Source organism: Sphingomonas sp. R86521 (genome assembly GCF_042466235.1).
GTDB lineage: Bacteria > Pseudomonadota > Alphaproteobacteria > Sphingomonadales > Sphingomonadaceae > Sphingomonas.
In genome coordinates this window covers 358,729-375,557 of the sequence record NZ_JAXHBY010000001.1, presented here as the reverse complement: position 1 = coordinate 375,557, position 16,829 = coordinate 358,729, and the positions used below count along the sequence as shown (strand labels likewise).

The window sequence follows — 16,829 nt, the reverse complement described above, 5'->3', positions numbered from 1 at the left end:
CGTCAGCATGATCGTGCATAGGAAGCATCGTGACTTTACTCGTGAGCAATCGGCATGGCTGATGCGTGCCCCAACTGCGGACGCAGTCTGACACTGGGCGATCGGCTGTGTGCCTTCTGCGGAGCGGATGGCTTGCCGCCGAACGTGAGGCTTGCCTCGCGGGCTGCCGAGGTCGCCGCGCTGGCCGAGCGCGAGGCGGAAGCAACCGAAACTGCAACCCGCAATGGAGCGACGGGTGTGCTCGGACGGCTGCGAACGCGAGCCGAGGACTCCAAGATGGTCATCAACCGGAAGCTGCGTTCCCTGTCACGGTGGGTGAACAGCGAGGACGAGCTCTACCTGAACTTCTATGGTCTCAGGAAACGGGGGATGAAGGCGGTCGACGACCGGTACAATCGGCAGCGCGTATCTGCCGAGAACACCGTCAGCCCCGGATTCTACGAGGATCTGATCGTCGGAGCGCTCACCATCGATGATCAGGGCATGTCGTACTATGGGCCCTGGAGCGTGATCATTCGGGACGACCACATCCGACCTCGCGCGAGCGTCTTCTGGGAGAACCCGTTCCCGTTCCTCAAGCGGATGAAGGTCATCTCGGGCGATGATGCGCCCGAGGGCTTTCGCGCGCCGTGGAGCGCACGCAGCCGGCTGGCAGTGGCGAAGCTCGGAGGCAGGCTGAATGCCGATGACGACGAGGATGCGATCGCGGAGACGTTCATTGGGCCCGATCGAGGCTCGGAACACTGCGATTTCATCGAAGTGCACGTCTATCATGAGCTACATGTCGATGGCATCGAACGGATCGAGGCGCCCGTGCTCGTGCCGTCGGGAGAGCGCACCGAGTGGGAGTTCCTGCGGAAGAAACTGTCGGCCAAAGGCGTTGTCTGCTAGATGCAGAGCATGAAGGCCCTTCTTTCCGGTCAGGCAGGCCTGGCGGTGGTTCTCAGCGCCCCGCCGAGCTTTCGGCCCGTACACGAACCGGCTTTCGACGGCACGGACAACGACATCGCGCCTGCATTCGCCGGAGTCGACGATCTCGAGGAGGTCGAAGTCATCGACGGCGACTTGGAGGCGCTCGACAGGTTGGCGGCAGAGGCATGGGCACAGGACCGCGCGATCTACAGGCTGTACATGCTTTTCAGCGATGAGCACATGGACCGGAGCCTGGAGAGCAGCATCGCGACCGAGTTTTGCGAACTCGTGCGGAAGCACAGTCTGGAAGAGGCGATGCAGTCCTGGCTCGAGGATGTCGACCTCGGACAGCGGCATGAGGAACGGGCGACGGTCCTTGCCGTGCGGTATGAGGATTTTCAGGGTCCGATGATCCGTCTCTACCCCGGGATCGCCGATCGTTTGCGGGCGGGCGACGCCAAGCGGACCATCCGTGCCGGCAGAGCCGTGTCCGTAGAGGCGCCGTTCCAACATGGAAAGGTGCGCGTTCAAGCAGCTTGGGCGACGAGATCGAACGAGGGGGCGGCCGCCCGAAGGGTTCTCTCGTCTAGGGCGCGCCCGAATTCGGTCGCCGAGCGTCGGGCGCTTGCGCTCCTGCAACCCATTCTCAAGGTCGCGCGGCAGGCCATCAGATCGTTCGGCGTCGGGCGTGCTACGACGATGCAGCACCATACCGTCGATCCAGCGGCGTTGCGGCTGCTGATCGAGACGACGGTCCAGGAGGCTAATGACGTCGTGCAGAGGGCCGGGCTGGCCTCGGACGTGCATAGTTATTCGTCGGGTGAGATCCGCAAAATGCTCGGGGTCAGGATCCGTGCCCGGGACCGTTCGTCTGCGAGGCTTCGAAGCAAGGAGCGTGCATAGTCGAACGCCGTGCGTCGCCCGCATCGTGCTATGCGGAACGTGGACAGGCTTGGAGCGTCGACCCGAACTGCGGCCGGATCGTCGCGAAGCCGGACCCGGCACGTCCCCAGATTGCATGAGTGGACTGTCGGATCGTCGGACGGCGTCACTGGCGAACCTTCAGCGAATTCGCCCCCTTCGGCGGCCCTGCATCGATCCCCAGCGAAGTTCGACAACGCGAGCCGGCCGCTGACGCCAAGCGGTCCGCCGGCTGCTCGACGAGCTTTCCCGAACGGCGACCGATGACTATTCGCTCGTTCCCTGTTTCGGGGCGCGGGCTCGTGGCGAGGCGGCCTTCTTCGTCGGCACGGCGTTTCCGGCCGTCGGGTCCGGCCGCCCTGCCGTCGGCTCTGGATCCGCCTCGGTCGACTGGGGAAGCAGAGGCGTCGTCAGGTGTGTCAGCACTACCGTGGCCTTCTGGCTTTCGGCATTCCGCAGATACTCGTTCCCGCAGAGGATCGCATACTTCAGCTGCTTTTCGGTAAGATGGGGGTGTATCACGTCCAGGTAGCCGTGCAGCGTCCTCATGCTCCGCTTGTCGCCTTGTTCGAACGGTGGCAGCGCCGAGAGTCCTCTGAGGACCAGTTGGTCGGAGAGCTGATCAAGGTCTTCCCACATGTCCTGGAAAACATGGCCGAGCCAATGCCACTCACAGAGCCATCTGGAAAAGCCGACTTCCTTCTTCAAGGAAGAAAGGCTCCACTGCCGCTTCGACTTCAGGCGTGCGTCGATTCGTCGAGCGCTGCTGCTGATTATCGCGCCCGCGAGCAGGCCGATCATGAGTACGAGCATCATGATCGGCACGTTCTCGACGATGACGGAAAGGATTCGCTTCGAAGCGCCGATGAGGGCGTCGAGGCCCGATGCTCCGAGATGGCTATCTAGTTGATTCCTCATCGCCCAGCTCAACGCTGCTGTGACCATGAGGGCGAGTAGTGCGACCATGTGCCGCCTGATTGTTCGTATGAGCATACCATGCTCTTTCCCCTAACGATTGTTAACAAACTCCTTGAAGAACACTGAGACTGCTTCGGAATGGACCTATCTCATCTCGTGTCGAGATTCGGTGCTCGGCACGAGACATCCGGCCAGACGACCGTTGCAGGACGTAGTCGTCGGCATGGCGCCTTGGCTCCGGCGCTTTCCCACCATTCGCGAACTCTACGACGAAGCCGTCAGGTTCCTCGTCGCACGAGCGGCGTCGGGAGCTGCACGCGACGCCTTCGCCGCGGCTGTCGAGGCGGATCTGATCGGAGGTGGCGACGCCGGGCGTCTCGGCGGTCTGCTCGATGCGGGCGATCGCGGCGACTTCCTCGGTCGCAAGGCGGCCGGCGCGGCACCCTCTCCGCTCGCAATCTCGCGCTGGCGGCGGCGAGCCTCGTCGTCGGCGGACTTTGGATGCCGCCGTCAGCGAATATGCCGGGCATTCGGTCGTCGCTCGACGTGCGGGAGCAATGCTGGTCCGAGCGGAAAAGGCCGTCATCGACATCGCATCGGAGCTTCCGCCCGACGTACGGGTCGCCGTGAGCAGGGTCGTCGCGGAGTCGCGAACGGCGGTTGGCAGATTCGCCTCCGGACCGTCAAAATGCCCGTCCGCCGGAGAGACCGAGACGCGAGGGGGATGAGCGACGCCATGCGCGAGCCGTCCGCGGCCGCGCATCAGTGAAGCGATCTGGATGCCCCTACAGCCCGAATCGAGGTGAGGAACCCATCGCGTCGGCGGGAAGGCCAAGCGCCAATCGACTGGTGCGCACTTGCATTCGGCCGGGACGATATCGAGTTAGACCCTCAGGGAGATGTCCGCATGCTTGATCCAAACTCGTTGCGCGAAGCCGACATCGCCTCGGTCCCTCGAAAGTCCGCAGGAAGTCGGAAGGCTCAGGGACGGCCCAGAATGATGATCGACTTCGCGTCCAGGTCGGCAGCGCTGTCGGCCATGCAGGGCCGCAGCGTCGTCCATGACCGTCCGGTCGGAAACAACGTCATGGCTGCGCGCTTGGCTTGGCCTCGCGACGTGCTCATGGAGCATGCGGTCGTCCTTGCCGAACGCGGCATGCCTATCGCGCATGTCTATGCCGCCGCGGCAGCCACGAGCGTCGACCGCGCCATACGAGCTATCGCCGCCGCTGAGCGGCAGGAGGGTTGGCCGGTGGAGAGCATCGACGAGTTCCGGGCGGGACGCCTGGCGGAATGGCTATAGGGCGGACAGCGAGCTATTGGAGGTGGCCTTCTGTTCGGCAGCCCGTCGCAACCGCGTGATGTCGACGTCGGTCGCTCGACCGAGCTGCTGGAGGGCGACCGCCAGCATCCCGCACGCGGCCGAACTCGTGAAGGCTGCGTCACGCTGCTGCTTGTACCGGACGCCCTTCTCCCTCGCGTGAGCGCCTTCGCGGCGGAGGATCTGTTCCCTGCCCAGTTGTTCGAGCTCCAGTAGGGCAACCTCCGGTCGCCTTGTATCCCGGCGCCATTCCTGCGCCCGCTTTATCTCCAGCCTCACGCGGGGCAGCGCGCACGCGTCGCCGCTGATGAGCGTGCGACTCCGCCCGGCTTCCGTCGCGACGTTGGGCTGCGATGGCCTGATCGGACCGCGTTTCGCTGCCGTTTTCAGCGCAGGTGCGCGTGGACGGTTGGCGACGATGCGATCAAGGGCTTCCAGGAACTCGCGCTCGAGGGATGTCGCATCGTCGGGGATCCTGACGGCATAGGGTTGCGTCATGGTTTCCTGCCCTTCTTCAACTGCTCCAGGAAGGCGGCGGCCTGTTTCTTCCGCGCTTCCGCGACCTTGTAGTCCGCTTCCATCCCCTGTGCCCGGGCGGTCTCCCAGATCTCGCCGTTGGCCGCCCATCGCTTCTCCCAGAAGGCCTGATGGCTCGCATCGATGGCGAACAGTGGGCAGCCGCCGCATGTCGACGGGCTGCGATAACGTTCATCGGGCGCTGTGTTGAAGAAGTTCGCGCGTCCGGTCTTCGCGTTGCAACGGGACAGATGCGGGGCGAACGCGATGCCGCACCAACCATGTTCCCCCGGAATGAGCCTGATGCCCAGTTCGTTGATCGTGGCCACGTCTTCGCCGACGGTCCTCCTATCGGCCTGGTAGAGCCTTTGCGTATTGAAGAGATCCGCAAGGCGGCCGCTCGTCGCCTGCTTCTGCCCCAGGATCGCCGCAAAGGCGCTGATGCCTTTCAAGCGCTGTTCGTCGTCGGGGCCACCCAGGAGGGTCGGATCGTTTCCGGTGTAGCCGACTTCGGTCGTGGACATCCGCATGTGATGCAGTTGGGACCGGATGGCCGGGAGAAGGTCGCTGTCGATGCGCAGCAGGTACTGGGCGTAGTTCTTGCGGTACTGCCTCACGAAGATGCAGCGGCCCTGGCTCTCCTTGATCTTCCGCAGATCGGTCCCGGCCATGTCCTTGCTCACGTCGGGCAGGCTCGTCAGGTCCGCGAATACCCGATAGAAGTCGTAGAGGGAGTTGGCGAGAGTGCCCACGGTCATCCGACGCACCTGACGTCCCTTGCGCGGCAGTCCACGACTGGGGAGGAGTACGATCATCGCTGATCTGGCTTCCCTGTCGAGCGCGTGGGCTCGCCAAGGCGCCATCAGGGTCTCCAGGACGTTGAGCGCTCGTGGCACCAATGGAAGGGGTCCGATACCGGTCGGACGAGACCCGAGAAGCCAGCGCGTCTCCATCGGCAGGATCTGTCCCTTCGTCAGGCTGCTCGTCACGACGAAGGTTTCGAGCAGCCCGTCCGATGACATCTCGGATGCCATGCAGTCTGGCCGAGCGGCGTCGATCGTGCGGCCCCCGGGGATGGCGACGACCTCCCGGATCCGAAGACCCGCGGTGGCGAGTATCACGATGACGCAGGCATCGCGCAGCGTATTGATCACGCGGCGGAGACCGAACGTCGGCGTGGCACCGTCCGAGTTGATCATCGGGTCGAGCAGATCGCGCGGCCAAGGCGTCCTCGAATTGCCGACGGTCTGGCATCGGTATGCTGCCAATGCCCGCTTGGCATGTGCGCGAGAGAATTCGGTTCCCAAGCCCCCGGTGTGTTCGTGCCAGATGTCCTGGGCCGCGAGTACGTCCTGCGAATGGAAGAGGACGATATTCGCGGCGGCGTTGACGATGCGCATGAACGCTTCCTCCGGCACCGGGGGAAGGGCTTTGATCACCCAATCGGAGATGGTCGTGATGATCCTGAGCGCCGAACCGCCATTCAGCGGATCGACTGCGGGAACGGCGACGCCCGCCGCCTGCAGCTGTTTGCGAGCCTTCCAAATGTAGACGAGCGGAAGAAGACGCTGGAGTGCCGCCTTCTTGATCAGGAATCGGCCCGATTCCACGTCTTCGCGCTCGCCGATGTCCTGAGCGGTCCATTCGACGTACTCGGCGGTCTTCTGCGGGGTCAGCCCCGAAAAGTCCGTCAGACCATGCGCGACCATGAACCGCAGCAGACTCGCGCAGCCGTACGCGATGATAGGAACTCCCGTCACCTTCCTCACGAAAGTGAGTTCGGGGTAGAATAGGCCTAGCCAGGCGAGACGCTTCATGTCCTCGATGATCGCCAGTTCCGCCAGCGTGGGGGCTTCATCGCTTCCCCGACCTGGCCACCAGCGTACCGCGATGCCGTCACGGGTGTAGCCGGGATCGCTGGTGTCGAGACGCCAGACGAGATCGCTCCACCGGCTACGGGAAGAGACCCATTTGTCAGGGGCGTCGAAGTTCAGGACGTCTGGGCCGTGGAGTATGTTGCTGGTGTCGTTCATCATTCGATCTCCGGCAGGGTTATGAATTCGAGTTTGAGGGCGGCTTCCCTTGCTTCGTCATCGAAGGCCGGCAGCCAGAAGTCGCGAAGGCGGCGCGCGATGGGTGCCCAGACGGCGAGGTAGTTCGCTGCCGACGCCGCAGGGTTGCCCTCCAGCCCGGAATCGATCCGGTCGAAAAGCAGATGGAGGTAGCCGCACGATCGCGGAGACTGGATGTCCACGACGGCGAGAGGACACGTCGGGCAGTGGCCGTACGCCTGACAGGATCGGCCGGGCTCCTCGCCGAGGACGGGACTGGCATGGCGGTCCGCGCATATGAATCCTGGCGTTGCGGCGCTTCGATCCAACTTGTCCGGCAGACGGCGGGCGTCGACCTTCCCGTCGGAACCGATGAGACGTTCGACCTCCTGGCTGGCCAGCGCCAACCGCTCCTGGTCCCGCTTCAGCGCTGCCGGCGACGTATAGTGGAGGGCCAATACGTCCGCTGATCGCTGTCCGCCGATGGCGCGTACGGCGCGCTCGTCCCCGTCCGAGGCGAGATGCGCCAGATCGTGCAGGCCCTTTCTGATCGCCGAGATGCTCGCCGCAGGGAGCTTTCGCTGCGGAAGCCATCGAACCAGGTGGGCCGACAGCGCGGTCTGTACCGCCGGGTCTCCAAGGTTGCGGATCTTGTCTCCGGTTCGTGCGAGCCATAGGTTTCCGGAGCCGGACCATCCGCGCAGCGCGAGCGTCCAGCGCTCCACGAAGGCCATGAGTCCATCGGGGTTGGTCGAGGCGCCGTCGATCGCGAAGCGTGCGATCTGGACCTCGTCGGCCCGACGTTTGTAGCTCTTGACGATGACCCAACGCGCTTCGCCGACGGCGCGGCGTTCGATGTCCGCGACCAGCATCCCCGTCAGCGTCGATCCGTTGAAGGCGGTGTAGTGGGCCATCAGCAGAAGGAACGGGATCAGGTCGGCGATGCGAGGAGTCAGCAGACGTACGGCGGCCGCGCCAGTGGCATCCTTCGACGCCAGCCGATCCAGTTCGGACAGGTCCGGACGGAAGCCGTCATCGATCAGCCGTCCGAACGCCAGCCTAAGCCGCTCGGCTTCCGCGACGACCGGGTTCGACATGCGGCCGTCGACGAGGTCGTCCAGGTCGCTGCCGATCGCCGTCCTGTAGTCTTCGACTTCGGTGCGGCATGCTCGCAGGATGGCGGTCATGTCCGCCGATGACAGGAAGGCATTCTGGGAGGGCAGCGTTGAATGCTGTCCCGCCCAAGGATCGGTCTTCCAGTCGAGTTCCAGTCCGATGAGGCCAGGAACGCGGGCCTTGGCGCCCGCTTGCAGCGCATTCATCGCCTTGCGGTAATAGTTTCTCCGCGTCTTCAGTGCGAACGTGTTCCTGCCGTCGTAGGGCGCGTTCAGCCAGTTGACGAAGCGGGCCATGAGCGTTCCGTCGAAGACGACCTCGCGGCTGCCGCCCTCGAGCAGAAAGCAGAGGATTCCGCATTTTATCGTCGACCAGAGCGTGGTTCTCGATGAGATCGCAGGCAGGTCGCATGCCAAGGACGTGTATGCATCCCGGAGAAGCGGTGCGAACGGCAGCGTCGGATCGAGCCCGGTGAGCGGGAATTTGTGCTTCGGCATGTCCCCGGAAGCGGCGAAACGAGCGATGATCGTGAGCTGGCCGTCGACTTGGACCTCCTTCGTCGAACAGGCGGTGAGCTTTCCGACGATGGTCCTGTCGGGCTGCACCCCTCCGACAGCGGCCATCCGCGCGAGCCGCTCCGCATTCCTGGAGCGCGTCACGATGCGAGCATTTCTTGCACGAGCGACTGGCGAAGGTCGATCGGCTGGTACTGCATCTCGTTGATGAAGCGCAGATAGACGTCGATCGTGGTCGTCTGGAATCTGTGACCGAGCCGCGTCTGAACCTCGAGCCAGGGGTTCTCGGATTCGTTGAAGGTCATGTAGAGGAGGCAGGCGCAGGTATGACGCAGATCGTGGAAGGTGTGGAGCCGCGCCGAGACTCCCGTTCCGTAGCGAAACGCCGGTTTCATCCTGCGCATGTCCGCAGCGAGCATGGCCTTCCGGAAGTCGCCCGAAATGGTGGCGGGAGTGATGCGCGACAGCGGAGAGCGTCTGGCGTGACGATGGTTGACGAACAGCGGCTCGCCAGTCCCATCGTCGCCTTCCGGAGCGGATCGCTCGTTCTCGATGAATATCTGGAGCTCTTCGACGAGCCAGCTCGGAACGAGCGCCGTTCGCCTGCGACCGCCCTTCGTCACGTTGAGCGTGATGGCGTACTCCCTTTTCGGCAGACGCGGATCGAGGCGCAACGCACGGATCTGATCGACGTCGAGGCCGCAGACCTCGATCCGGCGCAGCCCGGCGGTCAGAGCGATCATGCAGCAGCACCAGAGCCTGGACGTGCCCACGCGCATCCATTGGGAAGGCTTCGGACCCAGAGCCGATAGCATGACCGGCAGTCCCTCCGGCGGGATCGGACGAACGAGTTCGTCGGGACGCCTGCCGACTCTGCTGGCGGTCCGCCTGTCGAATACCGGGACGCCAGGGAGCGCATGCTTGTAGAAGGAATGAACCGCCGCCACGCGCCGCTTGATGGTGGCGCGAGAAAGGCTCAGATCGGTCGTCTCCAGGGGCATCGATGGCGTCTGACCAAGGTCCGACTCCTGCCGTTCGGTGTCGTCGGAGTCGTCCGCGGCGTCCGCGCACGCCATGCTGAAGACGAAGGCGTCGATCACCGCCTGGTCGACTTCGTGCCACTGCAGATTGTGGTACGCCATGAACTCGAAGTAGGCGCGGAGATCGTACGCGTAGGCACTGCACGTCTCTCGCGCACGTTTGCCGCGGGTGCGCGCCATCTGTGCGAGGAAGTCGAAGGCCGGCTGGATCACGGTTCCGGCCGTGGCGTTGACTGGGAACTTCAGCCACCCCGGGAGATCGCGGACGGTCTTCGGATCGATGCCCAGAGCAGCGGCGAGTTCGGGCAGGATGCCGGGCGCCCAGCGTACGACTGCGATCTCGTCGTACTCGACTCCGCCATTCCATTGATCTACCGTCGTCCTGGGGTCTTGCATCGGCAAGACGATCATCCGTTCGTGCTTCACTTCACCATTTCCATTCAACTTGTTCATCCCCCAGTCCGAGCGGACTCGGTCTGCGATTTGACCTTGGACCAATCTCGCCGTCGCAAATCGGTGCCACGCAAACTGTCTCACAGAAAAAGTGGTTTTTCCGCCTCCGCTGACCGACATCGTGGCCACGCGGTCAGGCCGGAGCCGCGGCCGGAAGTTCTCCCGACAACGACGACTATGGTCGGAGTTCGTCTCCCGAAGCCCGTGGCTTGCAGTCATCGCCATCGCGACAAGCGTCGTGGCGCCTGACCGCCATCAAACCGCGAAGCGCGGCTGCGCCGTCGACGATGTTCGGAAGAACGGCGGTCCGAAGGATCCTGGACGAGGTGCTCGACGAAATTCGCCGCGTGCATCTCGGGGCCGTGCTCGAAGGTCACCCTCGGGGGGGAAGCGCGACGTTCAGGTCGCGCCCCGGAACGAGTCGCCTAGTCAGGCTGCCGACAGAAGGTCGGGCGCCCAGGCTCCGGCAGGGCGGCGGCGAAGCAGCTTGCCGAATCGCACGTAGGCGAGCGTCAACTCGGGGATGGCTGCTTCGATGTTCGCCACGGTCGCGACCGGCTGCGGCTGCCCCTTCGCGTTGAAGCGGTAGCCTCCCTCGGTGAACGAGCGCGGGACGAGCCGTGCGCGGGCCGCACCCTTGGCCAGCGTCAGCATGCAGTGCTGATGGACGTGGATCTTGTTACCGACGTGAGCGGCGAACGCGATGTCCGCGAATGTCGGCGTCTCCTGCAGGATGGTCACGTAGATGACGCTCCTGAGGTTCTTCATCGCGACGCCGCCAAGCCACACCAGTCCGTCGCGGTCCAGTTCGGGACCGACCATCAGCAGCAGCTCGCTTCCGAAGTTCTCTGCCGAATGAGCGGCCGGCTTCCCCAGCAGCAGGCAGGACACCGCTTCGATGAAGCGTCGTGACGTCTCCTGGCTCGTCAGCAGCGTCCCATCCTCGAGGCGCATCTGCATCTGGGTCGTCTTCTCGTTGTCGTTCATCGTCGTTCTCCGGTCTTGCGGCACCCTGCCGCGCTCAGGATTTCATCTCTCGATTTTCCCGTGAACGGAGTTCCATACTCAGAAGGCTTCCCCTGCCTTTCCTTCCTGCCGCGAATGCGGGGAACGGCGGCGACCGCATCCACGGCGGTCGGCGGCGGCGCAGTGCCGATTCAGAGTTCGGAGCGGCCTCGTTTCGCTTGGCTGTCGCCGTCGATGGGAGTTCGGGAGCGCTTCGCGCGGCGCCGCCTCGTGACGCTCGCCGAGTGACCGGGCCGCGTTTCACGGTTTCGCGAGATGATCGTCGGATCCGGTGTAGCGCCAGGCGGCGTGAACGAACGCTTCGACCCGGATGATGCGGCGAGGATGCCGTTCACGGAGCTTTCAAGCTCCAGTTCGCTGATGGCATCGGCAGGAAGATGGGAAGAACCTGCCCCATCGGCGACGGCGCAGGCGTCGGGGTCACGCGCGTTCGTTCGCCCCCGGGGAGTCGGCTCCTTCGATCGGAAGAACCAGGGAGTCGATGTATCTTCCGAGCTCCGAGAGCCTGTCCCCGTTCAACGAGTAGACGACCGCTCGACCGGTCTTCCGCGCCACGACCGCATTGGCCCGGCTCAGTACGGCCAGATGGGAGCTCATGAGGTGTCGAGGGATGCCGATGGCGTCCGCTATCTCGCCGGACGCCATCCCCGCGCCGCCGGCGCGGGCGAGCATTGCGAGGACCTTCAGTCTCGTCGGTTGGGCCATGGCGCTCAGCATGGGAAGGGCATCGCTTTCGTGCATTCCCCGAACGTATGGGTCGAACCCCTCGGTGGCAACTGACGATTGCACGAAATATGCATCAATAATAGACGCATCAATTTCTATTGAACTATAAGGTCGGCGGACTATCTGAGGCTTGTCCGGACTAACCGCCCGCCGGATGAACGGATCGGACGCTCGGGGCGGTGGGAGAGCCGACATGCAGATGAACGTCCTGATGCCCAGCCAGCGGCCACGCGACACGCGTGCAGTAGCTTGTCACGAAGACCCGCTCGACCGGGACTCCGTCGACGACGCCGAGATCGTCACCACGCGTCGCAGCCTGCTCCGCGTCGCTCTCGTCGCGGCGGAGACCGCATCCCGTTTCGCCCGCGAACAGGTCGGGGCCGATCCGATGGCCTGGATGCTGACCCCCAGGCGGCTTTTCGACGGGCGCGCGGCGATCGACGGATGTCTCTGCCGAGACGAATGCCTGCGCGCGGTCCTGCTGCACGGACTTTCCATCGGCATGGATGCCGAACCGGCCGAGATCGATGCTCTGACGGACGAAGACGAGGGCGAGGACGTCGCGGAGGACATCGAGACGACTGGCGGCGATGTGACGGATCGGCGTACCGTCTCGCTCGAAGACCGTGGACTGCCGCGACCGCGCCTCTGGACGTCGTTCCTCGTCGTCCAGGACGAAACGGGAGCGGTGCAGGCGTTCGATGCGCTGATCGCGCCCGACCGCAGGGAAGCCGAGGCTCGTCTGCGGGCACGGCACGGTGCTCGGCTCGCGGACGGGATGGAAGTCGTCGAAGGGTTCGATCCGAACCTGCCCCTGGCCGAAGCGCTGATCTCGCCGGCGCTTGCGGACATGCTGTCGCAGGTGGCCGCCGACCCGGGATCGCCGCTTGCCGAAGGGCTCACGGTCTCCGTGATGCAGAGGTTCATCGCGTGAGCGGCGTCGCGGTCATGGGGCTGGCCAGTGCCGAGGCCATGGCCTCCGTCGTCGACCGGCACGACGACTACCGCGTGCTGCGGCGCATCCGCCCGATGGCCCGGTTCGCCGGGGCCCTGGGTAGGGGCGCCGGGACGCTCGCGGGCTGCGCTCTCGATGTCGAGACCACGGGTCTCGACCATCGTCGGCACTCGGTCATCGAACTCGCGATGCAGCGCTTCCGCGCCGACCAGACGGGACGGATCGTGGACGTGGGCCCGTCGTTTCGTTGGCTGGAGGATCCGGGGGTTCCGATTCCCGCGGAGATCACGGCGCTGACAGGGGTGAGCGATGCCGCGGTCGCGGGGAAGCGCATCTGCGATGCTGAGGCGGTCTGCCTGATCCTCGATGCGGACTTCGTGATCGCCCACAACGCGGGCTTCGACCGTCCCTTCGTGGAGGCTCGCCTGCCTGAAGCGGCCGGCAGGCCGTGGATATGCAGCATGCGCGACGTGGATTGGCGGGCTCGCGGCTTCGAGGGGCGGGCGCTTTCCCATCTGCTGTCGCAGATGGGCTGGTTCTACCAGGCCCATCGTGCCGACGCGGATGTGACCGCACTGCTCCATCTGATCGACCACCGCCCCTTCGGAAGCAGCAGGACGATGCTCGCGGAGGCCGTCGGAACCGCCGTGCGGCCGGGCTGGATGGTCGAGGCCGTCCGCGCGCCGTTCGCGGCCAAGGACCGGTTGAAGTCGAGAGGGTACCGCTGGGATGCGGTGAAGGGTCACTGGTGGCGGGAGGTGCCGCACGGAGACTTCGACGACGAGTTCGAGTGGTGTGTCGTCGCCGTCTACGGCGGCCGGGCCAAGCCGCGCATCAGGCGGATCGACTGGACGGAGCGCTACGCGCTCGACTGAAAGCGGATCCGTCGAGGACTGAGGTGGAGAGCAGCATGTCCAAAGCCATCGACGACGACGGAGGAGGCGAGCACCCGATCTACGGTGTGGAACTGCGTGAACGCGACGGCGGTGCGGAAGTCGCCATCGTCGGCATTCCTCGGCACGGCGAGGACGGCGGCATGGCGACCGACGTCTGGAGTGCCCGCTTCGGCAACGTCGACGCGGCGCGGATGATCGTCCAGGTGATGATGCGTCGCCCCGACCGCTGGGGTTCCTGGGTGCGCATGGCGAAGATCCTGGGCGGAGACTTTCTGACGGGCGTCATCGAAGCCGAAGTCATCGGAGCCGAAAGGCTGATCGCCGAGGAGGAAGCCGAACGGCGTGCCGACGACGAACGTCGGGAGAAGACGCGTGCGGCGGTGACGGTCCACCTGTCTCTCGTACTGGAGGGGCAGCCGCGCATAGTGGCGGTTCGTGATGGCGTCTCGTTCATGGTGCTGACGCTGGAGACGGTTGTCGGAGCGCGCCGTGTCTGGGACTGGGTGAGATGGCAGGCGAATGCGTTCCAGGACTGGTTCGTGCTGGCGCAGCTCTGCGGCGCCACTGCGCTCGAAGTGATGATACTCAACTCCATGAGGGCCGACGAGGAGAAGGCGAAGGCCGCCGGCCTCGCTTCCAGAGGGCTGCGACCGCTCCGCTACTGGCGGCCGGCCGGTCGCGCCGAACCCGGGGACTAGGTTCGACGATTCCGAGAAGGAGCGGCGGGGACGCGCGGGTGCATACATGCGGCGCGGGTCGTGACATGGTCGACGAAGAGAGGATCCAATATGGACGTGGCGTTCGGACTTTGGGCTGACGGCGGTGCCAGCCCCGATCACGGTGGCGGGCCGACCGGTGCGCTCGGGCAGCCCGTGGTCGGCCCCGCGGGGTTGATCGACATCCTGGAGACCGCCTTGGGACTCGGGGGTCCGCGCAGCGCGCAGGTCGTCCGCATCGCCTCCTTCCAGTCGACGCTCGAAGCGCTCGACGGCGACTACTTCTGGTCGCGTTCCCTGGCGATGGATCCTTGGGCGACTGCCAGGTCGCTGCTCGACTGGCGGGACGAGCTCGTCGGGCTCGGCTGGCAGGCCGATATGGCGTGGTCCGGCAGGCGGCTGGCCGATCTTTCGACCGCGTCCACCGCGGCGACCGCCCTTCCAGCCGGCTTGCCGGACCGCATCGCCGCCGTGCTCGTCGCGCTTAACTCCGTCGTCGTGCCGCCGGTCGCGCGCGTCCGCCTGATCGACGGCATCGACCTTCTCCCGTCGCCGCTCCGTCGCATCGTGGAACGGCTGCGCAGTCTGGGATGTGCGGTGGAGGATGTGCCGACCGTTCCCGCAGCGGCACCGGACACGTCGCTCGGTCGGCTGCAGCGCTGGATGTCCGACGGAACGATACCCACGCCCGGCGCCGACGGAACGGTGACCATCGCCACTTCGGCCAGCGAACCACTGGCGGCCGAGATCCTCGGCCAGTGGTTCGCCGGGACGGACGTCGGCGACGTCGCGCTGGTCGCGCAGGACGGCGACACCGATCTGCTCGATCACGGACTGACCCGTTCCGGCCAGCCTCGTGCAGGCCGGAGCCGTCCCTCGATCCACCGTGGATCGCTCCAGCTCCTGCTTCTGGCGTTCAAGGGATCGTGGGCGCCGTTCGACCCGCAGGCTTTGATGGAGCTCCTGATCTTTCCGAGCTCCCCGATACCCCCGCGGGCAGCCGGGCGGTTCGCCTCGGCGCTCGAACAGGCTCCCGGTCGTGGTGGGGCCGAATGGACCGATGCGTGGGAGATCGTCGCCGAAGCGGAGCGTCGGCGCTGCGAGGGCGATGCCGCCGAACTCGCCAAGGCGGCCGCGAGGCTCGAGCGGTGGCGCTCGTGGTCCGAGCCCAAGATGGCGGACGTGGGCACCGGAATGCCGCTCGCCCAGGCACTCGGCATCTGCGACCGCGTGACCGCCTGGGCGGTCCGCCGCTACGCGGCGACCAACGATCCCCTCTACGCCTCCACGTCGCTATTGGCCGGCGAAGTGCGTGCTGCGCTCGCATCGCTGGGTCGCCAGAGCCTTCCGCGTCTGCTGATCGAGCGGGTGATCGACCAAGCCCTCGACTTCGGCCACCCGAACCCGGGATCCCAGGCCGAGGCCGCGCGCTGGCGCAGCGTCCCTCACCCCGGCGCCGTATGGGCGCCGAGGGACGTCGTCGTCTGGTGGAACTTCGTCACCACGCGGGAAGGCGCCGCCCGCTCGCCGTGGACGGAGGCGGAGAAGCACGAGCTGAAGACGGCCGGCTGCCCGGCCGATGACGTCACCATGGCCGCGCGCGCCGCGAGTGTCGCATGGGAACGTGCGGTCCTGAATGCCCGCGACCGGATCGTGTTCGTGTCCGGAGGTCAGGGCTGTGAGGACGAGGACGGCATCCATCCGTTGGCGCATCGGCTCAAACCTGCCTTGGATCGCGTCGCGACCCGCGTCAGCATCGAGACCGCCCTGCGCGAGCCCGAGATCGCTCTGGCCGGCGCCATCATCGGCCGTCGCGCGGTCGAGCCTCGGGCCCTGCCCGCCGCCCAATTCGCCTGGACCGCCCCGGCCGGCTTTGTTGCGCGCGTGAGCGACGTAGCCGAGTCCGCCACGTCGTTGGAGAACCTGTTCTCCTGTCAGCTCATGTGGGCGCTGCGCCACGTGGCGAGGCTCCGTCCCGGCCGCGTCCGCTCGATCCCGGACGCCAACCAGCTCCTGGGCAACCTTGCCCACGCGATCGCGCGCGAGGTGTTCGCGCCCGGCGCTCCGCCCGGACCGGCGGATGCCGAGCGGCATGCCGCCGAGCTCCTTGAAGGGAGCATCGACCAGCTTGCGGCGCCGCTCCGCCATCCGGAGTTCGCGGAAGAGCTGAACTTCGCGCGCCGGCGTCTCCCGGCTGCCATGTCGGCGCTTGCCCGCTGCCTCACCGAGAACGGCCTCACCGTCGAGGCGACGGAGCAGCAGGTGAGCGGCACGTTCGAAAACCTCCTTGCGATGCGCGGCGCGGTAGATCTCGTAGCCCGCGACCGCGCTGGAGAAGCCGTGATCATCGACCTCAAGTGGTCGCGCAGCGAGCGCTCACGGGTGGACGAGGTGTCCAGTGGCCGTGCCGTCCAGCTGGCGACCTACGGGGCGATGGTATCGGGCGACCGACCCTATCGGGCCGGATACTTCCTGCTGAACCAGCGTCAGTTTCTGACGCTCGCCGGCAACGGCCTCGTCGGGCGCCAGATCGAAGGTGCGCGCACGTTCCCCGAGACCTGGGCCGCCATCGTCGAAGGGTGGCGGACATGGCGGACGGGCGCTGCGGGCGGGACGATCCTGGCCACCGGCGTCGAAGGGGTCGAGGATCGCATTCCGGCGGAGCTCGGCATCGCGCGCGACGTGCACTGCGAGTGGTGCGACTACGCGACCCTCTGCCGCGTCAGGGGGCTCGCATGACGGAGGAC

At 65.8% G+C, this 16,829-nt stretch carries 14 protein-coding genes; 7 read left to right on the top strand and 7 right to left on the bottom strand.

Annotated elements, in window-relative coordinates:
* Positions 1 to 144 precede the first annotated feature (144 nt).
* Together SJY20_RS01820 and SJY20_RS01815 are read left to right on the top strand one after the other, a co-directional pair.
* A complete protein-coding gene (locus SJY20_RS01820) occupies positions 145 to 891 on the top strand; it encodes a hypothetical protein (RefSeq protein WP_380784903.1) in 747 nt (248 codons plus the stop codon).
* Positions 892 to 900: 9 nt separating this feature from the next.
* Positions 901 to 1,815, top strand: coding sequence for a hypothetical protein (locus SJY20_RS01815; protein WP_380784902.1), 915 nt, complete (start codon positions 901 to 903; stop codon positions 1,813 to 1,815).
* A 285-nt stretch (positions 1,816 to 2,100) separates the two neighbouring features.
* Here SJY20_RS01815 and SJY20_RS01810 read toward each other — a convergent pair whose 3' ends face one another.
* Positions 2,101 to 2,799 carry a hypothetical protein gene (locus tag SJY20_RS01810; RefSeq protein WP_380784901.1) on the bottom strand — a complete coding sequence of 233 codons (699 nt, stop codon included), beginning with the start codon at positions 2,797 to 2,799 and terminating at the stop codon, positions 2,101 to 2,103.
* Positions 2,800 to 3,748: 949 nt separating this feature from the next.
* Between SJY20_RS01810 and SJY20_RS01805 the strand changes: the two genes are divergently transcribed.
* On the top strand, positions 3,749 to 4,054 hold the full coding sequence (locus SJY20_RS01805; protein WP_380784900.1) for a hypothetical protein: 306 nt from the start codon (positions 3,749 to 3,751) through the stop codon (positions 4,052 to 4,054).
* Here SJY20_RS01805 and SJY20_RS01800 read toward each other — a convergent pair.
* From SJY20_RS01800 to SJY20_RS01775, 6 genes are all read right to left on the bottom strand, one after another.
* On the bottom strand, positions 4,049 to 4,570 hold the full coding sequence (locus tag SJY20_RS01800) for a hypothetical protein (RefSeq protein WP_380784899.1): 522 nt from the start codon (positions 4,568 to 4,570) through the stop codon (positions 4,049 to 4,051). The genes SJY20_RS01805 and SJY20_RS01800 overlap by 6 nt on opposite strands.
* Positions 4,567 to 6,621 carry a hypothetical protein gene (locus tag SJY20_RS01795; protein ID WP_380784898.1) on the bottom strand — a complete coding sequence of 685 codons (2,055 nt, stop codon included), beginning with the start codon at positions 6,619 to 6,621 and terminating at the stop codon, positions 4,567 to 4,569. The genes SJY20_RS01800 and SJY20_RS01795 overlap by 4 nt, the downstream gene beginning before the upstream one ends.
* The gene (locus SJY20_RS01790; RefSeq protein WP_380784897.1) at positions 6,621 to 8,378 is read right to left on the bottom strand and encodes a hypothetical protein; all 1,758 of its coding nucleotides are present in this window, start codon (positions 8,376 to 8,378) and stop codon (positions 6,621 to 6,623) included. Before SJY20_RS01790 ends, SJY20_RS01795 begins: the two co-directional genes overlap by 1 nt.
* 32 nt (positions 8,379 to 8,410) lie before the next feature.
* The gene (locus tag SJY20_RS01785; protein ID WP_380784896.1) at positions 8,411 to 9,763 is read right to left on the bottom strand and encodes a tyrosine-type recombinase/integrase; all 1,353 of its coding nucleotides are present in this window, start codon (positions 9,761 to 9,763) and stop codon (positions 8,411 to 8,413) included.
* A 429-nt stretch (positions 9,764 to 10,192) separates the two neighbouring features.
* Positions 10,193 to 10,750 carry a hypothetical protein gene (locus tag SJY20_RS01780; protein WP_380784895.1) on the bottom strand — a complete coding sequence of 186 codons (558 nt, stop codon included), beginning with the start codon at positions 10,748 to 10,750 and terminating at the stop codon, positions 10,193 to 10,195.
* Between the two features lie 459 nt (positions 10,751 to 11,209).
* Entirely contained in the window at positions 11,210 to 11,530 is a 321-nt protein-coding gene (locus tag SJY20_RS01775; protein WP_380784894.1) for an ArsR/SmtB family transcription factor, read from the bottom strand.
* Positions 11,531 to 11,708: 178 nt separating this feature from the next.
* On the opposite strand from SJY20_RS01775, the gene SJY20_RS01770 reads away from it, so the two are divergent.
* The 4 genes from SJY20_RS01770 (at position 11,709) to SJY20_RS01755 (ending at position 16,821) form a co-directional block, all read left to right on the top strand.
* A complete protein-coding gene (locus tag SJY20_RS01770; protein ID WP_380784893.1) occupies positions 11,709 to 12,449 on the top strand; it encodes a hypothetical protein in 741 nt (246 codons plus the stop codon).
* Positions 12,446 to 13,345: a 3'-5' exonuclease gene (locus tag SJY20_RS01765; RefSeq protein WP_380784892.1), complete on the top strand. Its 900-nt coding sequence runs from the start codon at positions 12,446 to 12,448 to the stop codon at positions 13,343 to 13,345. Before SJY20_RS01770 ends, SJY20_RS01765 begins: the two co-directional genes overlap by 4 nt.
* Before the next feature lie 35 nt (positions 13,346 to 13,380).
* Positions 13,381 to 14,064, top strand: a complete 684-nt coding sequence (locus tag SJY20_RS01760) for a hypothetical protein (protein ID WP_380784891.1) — start codon at positions 13,381 to 13,383, stop codon at positions 14,062 to 14,064.
* A gap of 90 nt (positions 14,065 to 14,154) precedes the next feature.
* Positions 14,155 to 16,821, top strand: a complete 2,667-nt coding sequence (locus SJY20_RS01755) for a PD-(D/E)XK nuclease family protein (protein ID WP_380784890.1) — start codon at positions 14,155 to 14,157, stop codon at positions 16,819 to 16,821.
* The last annotated feature ends 8 nt before the right edge of the window (positions 16,822 to 16,829 follow it).

Coding starts and splice junctions, on each gene's coding strand:
- SJY20_RS01755 (WP_380784890.1), top strand. CDS start 14,155: ATGGACGTGGCGTTCGGACTTTGGGCTGACGGCGGTGCCAGCCCCGAT.
- SJY20_RS01770 (WP_380784893.1), top strand. CDS start 11,709: ATGCAGATGAACGTCCTGATGCCCAGCCAGCGGCCACGCGACACGCGT.
- SJY20_RS01805 (WP_380784900.1), top strand. CDS start 3,749: ATGATGATCGACTTCGCGTCCAGGTCGGCAGCGCTGTCGGCCATGCAG.
- SJY20_RS01760 (WP_380784891.1), top strand. CDS start 13,381: ATGTCCAAAGCCATCGACGACGACGGAGGAGGCGAGCACCCGATCTAC.
- SJY20_RS01785 (WP_380784896.1), bottom strand. CDS start 9,763: ATGAACAAGTTGAATGGAAATGGTGAAGTGAAGCACGAACGGATGATC.
- SJY20_RS01815 (WP_380784902.1), top strand. CDS start 901: ATGAAGGCCCTTCTTTCCGGTCAGGCAGGCCTGGCGGTGGTTCTCAGC.
- SJY20_RS01800 (WP_380784899.1), bottom strand. CDS start 4,570: ATGACGCAACCCTATGCCGTCAGGATCCCCGACGATGCGACATCCCTC.
- SJY20_RS01775 (WP_380784894.1), bottom strand. CDS start 11,530: ATGCACGAAAGCGATGCCCTTCCCATGCTGAGCGCCATGGCCCAACCG.
- SJY20_RS01780 (WP_380784895.1), bottom strand. CDS start 10,750: ATGAACGACAACGAGAAGACGACCCAGATGCAGATGCGCCTCGAGGAT.
- SJY20_RS01790 (WP_380784897.1), bottom strand. CDS start 8,378: ATGGCCGCTGTCGGAGGGGTGCAGCCCGACAGGACCATCGTCGGAAAG.
- SJY20_RS01810 (WP_380784901.1), bottom strand. CDS start 2,799: ATGGTCGCACTACTCGCCCTCATGGTCACAGCAGCGTTGAGCTGGGCG.
- SJY20_RS01795 (WP_380784898.1), bottom strand. CDS start 6,621: ATGAACGACACCAGCAACATACTCCACGGCCCAGACGTCCTGAACTTC.